The 7,838-nt window shown below is 71.7% G+C and carries 7 protein-coding genes and 1 pseudogene; 6 read left to right on the plus strand and 2 right to left on the minus strand.

Going from position 1 to position 7,838, the window contains the following annotated elements:
* Positions 1-380: 380 nt before the first annotated feature.
* Both MXD58_RS15100 and MXD58_RS15105 read left to right on the plus strand, forming a co-directional pair.
* A complete protein-coding gene (locus tag MXD58_RS15100; protein ID WP_250609428.1) occupies positions 381-1,616 on the plus strand; it encodes a YncE family protein in 1,236 nt (411 codons plus the stop codon).
* Positions 1,617-1,972: 356 nt separating this feature from the next.
* Positions 1,973-2,458 (plus strand): hypothetical protein, encoded by a 486-nt coding sequence (locus MXD58_RS15105; RefSeq protein WP_250609429.1) that lies wholly within the window; start codon positions 1,973-1,975, stop codon positions 2,456-2,458.
* A 423-nt stretch (positions 2,459-2,881) separates the two neighbouring features.
* Here the strand turns inward: MXD58_RS15105 and hypB are convergent, their stop codons facing one another.
* Both hypB and MXD58_RS15115 read right to left on the minus strand, forming a co-directional pair.
* Positions 2,882-3,685, minus strand: a complete 804-nt coding sequence (gene hypB / locus MXD58_RS15110) for a hydrogenase nickel incorporation protein HypB (RefSeq protein WP_248840226.1) — start codon at positions 3,683-3,685, stop codon at positions 2,882-2,884.
* Position 3,686: 1 nt separating this feature from the next.
* Positions 3,687-4,085, minus strand: coding sequence for a hydrogenase maturation nickel metallochaperone HypA (locus MXD58_RS15115; protein ID WP_248840227.1), 399 nt, complete (start codon positions 4,083-4,085; stop codon positions 3,687-3,689).
* 338 nt (positions 4,086-4,423) lie between these two features.
* On the opposite strand from MXD58_RS15115, the gene MXD58_RS15120 reads away from it, so the two are divergent.
* The 4 genes and pseudogenes from MXD58_RS15120 to MXD58_RS15135 form a co-directional block, all read left to right on the plus strand.
* Complete coding sequence (locus MXD58_RS15120; protein ID WP_248840228.1) at positions 4,424-5,395, plus strand: NADH-quinone oxidoreductase subunit B family protein; 972 nt, start codon at positions 4,424-4,426, stop codon at positions 5,393-5,395.
* Positions 5,396-5,481: 86 nt separating this feature from the next.
* Positions 5,482-7,089, plus strand: coding sequence for a nickel-dependent hydrogenase large subunit (locus MXD58_RS15125; protein WP_248840229.1), 1,608 nt, complete (start codon positions 5,482-5,484; stop codon positions 7,087-7,089).
* On the plus strand, positions 7,086-7,628 hold the full coding sequence (locus MXD58_RS15130) for a hydrogenase maturation protease (protein ID WP_248840230.1): 543 nt from the start codon (positions 7,086-7,088) through the stop codon (positions 7,626-7,628). Before MXD58_RS15125 ends, MXD58_RS15130 begins: the two co-directional genes overlap by 4 nt.
* Positions 7,621-7,838, plus strand: a pseudogene (locus tag MXD58_RS15135) (hypothetical protein); the annotation flags it as partial. The gene MXD58_RS15130 and the pseudogene MXD58_RS15135, both read left to right, overlap by 8 nt.

Here is a 7,838-nt window from a genome sequence, read left to right on the forward strand (position 1 = left end):
AGCCGGCACAGGCCGCGAGCCCCGCGGCCGCGGCGGCGGCCGGGCCGGCGGCGAGGAACCCACGACGGGAGACGTCGCGGCCTCTCGTTCCCGTCACGCCAAGTAACCGATCATGTCCGCTTCCGCCTCCGTTCCCGCGCGACCGTCCGTCGCTGGGCTCCAAGTATCCAGCTCCGCTGCCCAGCTCCGCTGGGTGCCTGCCGGGACGCGGTCGTCCGGGCCGGTCCGCGGCGTGGCCCGGCCGGGAACCCACCGCCGACGGGGACGCGGCGCGTGGCTAATCTGACGCGGTGCCAGACAGGGCCCCCTCACGTCCCCATCGCGCCCATCGTGCCGCGGACGGCTCCCGGCTGCCCGGCGTCCTGATAGCGGTCGGGGCCGTGCTCGTACTCGCCCTGTTCGGCGTGTACCTGGTCGTCGACCCCGGCCGGGACTCCGACAAGAACGCGGCGGCGGCAGCCGCCCCCAGCCCGTCGATGGCGATGTCGATGCCCATGCCCATGCCCGGCGCGTCCGCGGGCGCGGCGGCCGCGGCAACCACCGGGGTGGACGTGTATGCCCATGCCCGCGCCGGGATGTTCAGCCCGACGGTGCGCGAGGACCCGCACTACGTCTACGTGCCGAACCTCGCCGACGGCACGGTGAGCGTGATCGACCAGCAGACGATGCGGGTGATCGGCAGCTACGCCACCGGCAGCGAACCGCAGCACGTCGTCCCGTCCTGGGACCTGCAGACCCTGTGGGTGAACAACAACCGCGGCAACAGCCTGTCCCCGATCGACCCGCGCACGGGCCGCCTCGCCGGCCCGGCGGTGCCCGTGGCCGACCCGTACAACCTGTACTTCACCCCGGACGGCTCATACGCCATGGTGATCGCCGAGGCGAACCACGATATCGACTTCCGTGATCCGCACACGATGGCGCTACGGCACAGCCTCGACGTGGGCACGCAGTGTGAGGGCGTTAACCATGTCGACTTCTCGGTCGACGGCTCCTACGCGATCGCCACCTGCGAGTTCGCCGGTCGACTCGTCAAGATCGACCTTGTGCACCAGACCGTGCTGGGCTACCTCGACCTGGGCCGCGACGCGGCGCCGCAGGACATCAAGATCGATCCTGCGGGTCAGGTCTGGTACGTCGCGGACATGAACTCCGACGGGGTCCACCTCATCGACGGCGACCGCTTCACCAAGGTCGGCTTCGTCCGGACGGGCCCGGAGACGCATGGCCTCTACCCGAGCCGGGACGGGCGGTTCCTGTACGTGGCGAACCGCGGCGGCGAGATGGCGAGCATGCGTCCGCCGTTCCCGCACACCGGCAACCACGGCTCCGTCTCGGTGATCGCGTTCGCGACCCGGTCGGTCGTGGCCAACTGGCCCATCCCGGGCGGTGGCACACCGGACATGGGCAACGTCAGCGCGGACGGGACCCGCCTGTGGCTGTCGGGTCGGCGCAGCAACGTCGTCTACGTCTTCGACACCGGCGGCGCGGGCGGAGCGGACCCCGGCGCCGGCAAGCTCCTCACGAAGATCCCCGTGGGCCACGAGCCGCACGGTCTCACGGTCTGGCCACAGCCCGGCCGTTACTCCCTCGGCCACACCGGCATCATGCGCTGAGACTCCGCACGAACCGCGCCGCCGGCCGGCACCAGGACCGAGACTGGGATTGGGACCGGGAAACGTCCGGGCGCCCCCAGGCCGTCTCCGCCGTATCGGCCACCGCGACGGGCCGCGTCATGCAGAATGGTGTGCGGCGAGAGCGCGCATCCGCCGGCCCCACCCGGCCCGAGACGAGACCAATCGTCAATCCAAGCACGCCGAAGTGGACGGTCGCACGGCAATGTGAGGAAGTTCCGCTCAGCCCCCACCTGAAGGTGCCATTCGGTTGATTGGATCGACTGCAGACGGTTCGCTCTGAGGAGCAAGAAAATCACTGCGAGATAGGTCGTACTCGGACGAATTGGGAGGCTGCCTTGTCGACTCTGTGGAGCTCCAGGAGACGCACCCGCACGCGCCCGGCGGCGGTCGTTCGGGAGTCGGCCGGTGGCCCCGCGCCGCTGGTGACCACCGCCGCGGCCTGCCGCCGCCAGCAGATCCGACATATCGAGGTCGACCGGGACTGGCGGCGCTGCGGCTCGGCGGACGGCGGCTGCGGAGTGCTGCTCCCGCTGGGTCAGACCGTCTGCCCGCGATGTGGACAGACGAACCGGGAAGACCTGCTTCCCCTGAACATCCGTCGCCTGCTGCCGACCCACGACGCCTACGAACACGCGGTCGCGGTGCTGCGGGGAACGCTGGCGGAACCGGCCGGGCCGGTGGACCCGGCCGGGCTGGCGGGGCCGGCCGGGCTGATGGGGCCACCCGAGCAGGTGACGCCCGGAGCGCGGGAGGTCCTGGCCATCGGCCCCCGCCCCACCCTGACTTTCGGCGAGATCGCCGAGACCATTCCGGACCACTGAGTTCATCCGGCAACGTTCATCCGGCAACGTTCATCCGGCAACGCCGAGCCCGCCGGGCGGCAGGCAGCTGCTGGAGCACGCGGGGAGCCCGGCCACGCGGCAACCCGGCGGGGCCGGGACGGCGCGCGGCCGGCCAGACCCCGCCGGGCCGCTGTGGCAACGACCTCAGCAGGTCGAGTGGGGCGGATACGGCGGCGGGCAGCCCGGCGGGGGACATCCGGCGCCGGTAGTGAGAAATCCGAAGGCAGCCGCGACGACAATCGCGGCCATGGCCCGACGCCTCCCTGCCGGCCTTCTGTTTCTCGGACTGTTGATGGATGGACGCATTGATCGACCCCTCCGACGTCGCCATCCCGATCGGACGCTTTTCTAGCAGATCTGCGGCGTTTATGGACTCCGACGCGCCGACCACGGTCAGGGCGGCTACGGCCGCGGCGGGCGTTCCAGCCAGTCGCACCAGGCGTCCACCCCGGCGCCCGTGCGCGCACTCATCTCCAGCACCGCCACGCCGGGACTGACCGCTTCCAGATTGCGGCGGAACGCGCCCAGATCGAAATCAAGATGTGGCAGCAGGTCGATCTTGTTGATGAGCACGAGATCCGCCGAACGAAACATCACCGGATACTTCAGCGGCTTTTCTTCGCCCTCGGTCACAGCGAAGACCATCGCTCGCAGATCCTCGCCCACCACGAACTCCGCGGGACACACCAGATTGCCGACGTTCTCGATGATGACGAGGTCGAGTTCGGCGAGCGGCAGGCGCGGCAGCGCCGAGGCGACCATCGGCGCGTCCAGATGGCACTCCCCACCGAACCCGTCGCCGGTGTTGACCAGTGCCACCGCGGCGCCGAACCCGTCGAGGCGGTCCGCGTCGAGGCTGGTCTCGATGTCTCCCTCGATGATCCCGACCCGGCGCCGGGCGCACAGCCGGCGCAGCGTCCGGGCGAGCAGGGTCGTCTTCCCTGCGCCCGGCGCGGACATCAGGTTCACGACGACGACCCCGACCGCGTCGAACGCCGCCCGGTTCGCCCGCGCCGCCCGCTCGTTCTCCCCGAGGATGCGCTCGAGTACCTCAACCCGTTCCGCCGCCGTGCCGTAACCCGAATGGTCCAGCTCGCCGGCCGCAGGGACCAGCGGGCCGTGCGGGTGCTCACCGTGCTCGTGGACGTCGTGGGAATGGGGGTCGTGGGAATGGGGGTCGGGGGAATGGGGATGGAAACGGCCCATCTCAGACCGCCGCCGGCAGCGGCTCGACGTCGAACGAGGTGACCAGGAACTCCTCGCCGCCGATCAGTTCGACGTCGGCCGTCCCGCAGGCCGGGCAGCACGTCGACGGCCGCACGAGCTCGCGGCGCTCACCGCACCCACGGCACCGCACCCGCGCGGGAACGCTCTCCACCTCCAGCACCGACCCGGCCAGCACCGACCCGGCCAGCACCGACCCGGCGAGCTCGACCCCGGCCTCGGCCGGTTGGCCGCCGTAGGCGACGTTCCAGCAGTGGACGAGGGTCGCGGGCACGACCTGGCGCAGCGCGCCGACCCGCAGCCGGACCCGGCTCACCCGCCGGCCCGCGGCATGACGGCTGACGATCTCCGCGACCGACCGGCAGATGGACAGCTCATGCATGGTCGAGTCCTCCCTGCCACGGCCGTGGGCGCCGATCGCCGACGACGGTCCTCACTGTCGCGGCGCGGGGCGGCGCCCGCCAAACGCCATCCCGCATAGGTGGCAGCCTCCGCACACGCCCCATCGGCGTCCCGTCCGGCGGGACATAGCGTCGCTGTGCCGGCAGCCGGCCGCACCGGCGCGGCGGGCGGGACGACCCCACGCCGACGGCCGCCCCACCTGTGGTCGCGTCCCGCTGTCCTTCCCCGGGGCCGTCCACCGCCGGGCCCCCGCCGTCAGGCGCCGTCGTTCCCGGCGCGCGCCGGATGGCCACCGGCCCATCCGAGGAAGGACCACCGATGTCATCCGTGCTCTGGTTCCAGGGTGGGGCGTGCAGCGGCAACACGATGTCGTTCCTGAACGCCGAGGAACCCACCGTCATCGATCTGATCACCGACTTCGGGCTGGATCTGATCTGGCATCCGTCGTTGGGCCTGGCGAGCGGCGCCCCGGCGCGGGAACTGTTCTGGGACTGCGCGCGGGGGGTCCGCCCGGTCGACATCTTCGTCTTCGAGGGCTCGGTAATCCGTGGTCCGGGCGGGCGGGGCACCTACGACGTCTTCGCCGACCGGCCGATGCAGGAGTGGGTGCGCGACCTGGCCGCCCACGCCCGGATCGTCGTCGCGATCGGCGACTGCGCGAGCTGGGGCGGGCTGCCCGCGACCGCGCCGAACCCGAGCGACTCGACCGGGCTGCAGTTCCATCGGCGCGACCCGGGCGGTTTCCTCGGCAGCGACTTCCGGTCACGAGCCGGCCTGCCAGTGATCAACATCGCGGGCTGCCCCGCCCATCCGGACTGGATCACCCAGATCCTGGTGGCGCTGGCGACGGGGCGCGCCGCCGACATCGAGCTCGACGAGCTGCACCGGCCCCGAACGTTCTTCACGTCGTTCACGCACACGGGCTGCAGTCGCAACCAGTACTTCGAGTACAAGCAGTCGACGGTCAGCTTCGGTGACGGCACCAGGCAGGGTTGCCTGTTCTACGAGTTCGGCTGCCGCGGCCCGATGACCCACTCCCCCTGCAACCGGATCCTGTGGAACCGGCAGTCGTCGAAGACCCGCGTCGGCATGCCGTGCATCGGCTGCACCGAACCGGAGTTCCCGTTCTTCGACCTCGCGCCGGGCACGGTGTTCCGCACCCAGAAGGTCGCCGGGGTCATTCCCCGCGAGGTGCCCGAGGGCAGCGGTCACCTGGCCTACCTGGCCCAGGCCGCCGCCTCGCGGGCAGCCGCCCCGGCATGGTCGAAGAAGGACATGTTCGTCGTCTGAGTCCCCGCCGCAGGCCCGACCGCCCGGCCGGGGAACCGGCCCGGACAGCACCGAGACGGGCCGGCACAGCAGAAATGAGTTCCGAGATGACGACCGTCGATCTCAACGTCAGCCCGATGGGTCGGGTCGAGGGGGATCTCGACGTCCGGGTCACGATCGATGACGGGGTGGTCAGCTCGGCCTGGACGTCCGCGGCGATGTTCCGCGGCTTCGAGATCATCCTGCGGGGCAAGGACCCGCAGGCGGGCCTGATCGTCACGCCGCGGATCTGCGGGATCTGCGGCGGCAGCCACCTCTACAAGGCGGCCTACGCGCTCGACGTCGCCTGGCGCACCGAGCTGCCGCGCAACGCGACCCTGATCCGCAACATCGCCCAGGCCTGCGAGACGCTGCAGAGCATCCCGCGGTGCTTCTACGCGCTGTTCGCCATCGACCTGACCAACCGCCGGTACGCGTCGTCCCCGCTCTACGAGGAGGCAGTGCGCCGGTTCACCCCGTTCACCGGGACGAGCTACGGCCCCGGGGTGGTGCTGTCCGGGGCCCCGGTCGAGGTGTACGCGATCTTCGGCGGCCAGTGGCCGCACTCCAGCTTCATGGTGCCCGGCGGGGTGATCTGCGCGCCGACGCTGGCCGACGTCACCCGCGCCACCGCGATCCTGGAGCACTGGAAGACCGAGTGGCTGGAGAAGCGCTGGCTGGGCTGCGGCGTCGACCGCTGGTTGGCGAACCACAGCTGGGCGGACGTGCTGGCCTGGCTGGACGAGAACGACGCGCAGCGCGACAGCGACCTCGGCTTCTTCCTGCGCTACTGCCTGGACATCGGCCTGGACCGCTACGGCCAGGGCGCCGGCAACTACCTGGCGACCGGCACCTACCTGCACCCCGACCTGTATGCGCGCCCGACGATCGAGGGCCGCGAGGCGGCACTGATCGGCCGCTCCGGCGTGTACGCCGGCGGCACCCATCACCCGTTCGACCAGGCCCGGGTGCGCGAGGACGTCACGCACTCCTTCTATCGGGGCTCCTCCGCCTACCACCCGTTCGACGGGGAGACCGACCCGATCGACCCGGAGGTCGGCCGCCATGCCGGCAAGTACAGCTGGGCGAAGTCCCCCCGCTACGACGTGCCGGACCTCGGCTACCTGCCGCTGGAGGCCGGTCCGCTGGCCCGCCGGGTCGCCGCCGCGGCACCGGGAGCCGCCCCGCACCAGGACGACGATCCGCTGTTCGCCGACATCCTCGCCACGATCGGCTCGTCGGTGATGGTCCGGCTGCTGGCCCGGATGCACGAGGCGGCGCTGTACTACCGGTGGGTACGCGGCTGGCTGGACGAGATCGACCTGCGCGAGCCGTTCCACCTGCCGCCGTCGGAGCTCGCCGAGGGGCGCGGTTTCGGCTCGACAGAGGCGGCCCGCGGCTCGCTGTCGGACTGGATCGTGCTGGAGCACGGAAAGATCGCGAACTACCAGGTCGTGACCCCGACCGCGTGGAACATCGGCCCCCGCGACGGCACCGGCACGCCGGGCCCGATCGAGGCGGCCCTCGTCGGCACCCCGGTCGCCAACCCGGATGATCCGGTCGAGCTCGGCCATGTGGCCCGCAGCTTCGACTCGTGCCTGGTCTGCACGGTCCATGCCTACGACGGTCGGACCGGGCGGGAACTGAGCCGGTTCGTCGTGAACGAGGACCTTTGACGGGCCAGCCGCCGCCGTCCGCCGACACCCGGGTGCGACTCGACCCGCCGGGCGTGGAGCCGGCGCGCTGCGACGCGGCGGTGATCGGCTGCGGGAACCTGCTGCGCGGTGACGACGGGGTCGGTCCGATCCTCATCCGCCGCCTCGCCGAGTCAGGGGTGCCGGCCGGCGTGCGCCTGGTCGACGGCGGCACGGCTGGAATGGACACGGCGTTCGCGATGCGCGGCGCCCGCCGGGTCGTGCTCGTCGACGCCGCCCGCACCGGGTCGGCGCCCGGCACCGTCTTCCGGGTCCCCGGCGAGGAACTGTCGGAGGTGCCGCTGCACCTGTCCTCGCCGCACGCGGTGCGCTGGGACCAGGCGCTGGCGTTCGGCCGCTGGCTGCTCGGCCCCGACTATCCGACCGACATCGTCGTCTATCTCATCGAGGCCGGCTCGTTCGAGCCCGGCGCCGACCTGACCCCGGCCGTACGCCGGTCGATGGAGCGAGCACAGAAGATGATCCTTGAGGACCTCGCGAAGGACCACCGAGATGGCTGAGCCCGCCACCACCACCGCCGGCACCACTGGCACCGTTGGCACCACTGGCACCACTGGCACCACCGCCGGCTCCGGCACCGCTGCTGGGACCGACCGGCCCGCCGCGGTCGGGCCTCGCCTCTCCCGGCCGCAGCCGGTCGGGGTGTTCCCGCTGCCCGCCGGCTTCCTGCTCATAGCCGGCGGGCAGGAGACGGCCGAGCTGCGCCGCAC

The sequence above is a fragment of the Frankia sp. AgKG'84/4 genome, from assembly GCF_023242965.2.
In the GTDB taxonomy this organism is placed as follows: domain Bacteria; phylum Actinomycetota; class Actinomycetes; order Frankiales; family Frankiaceae; genus Frankia.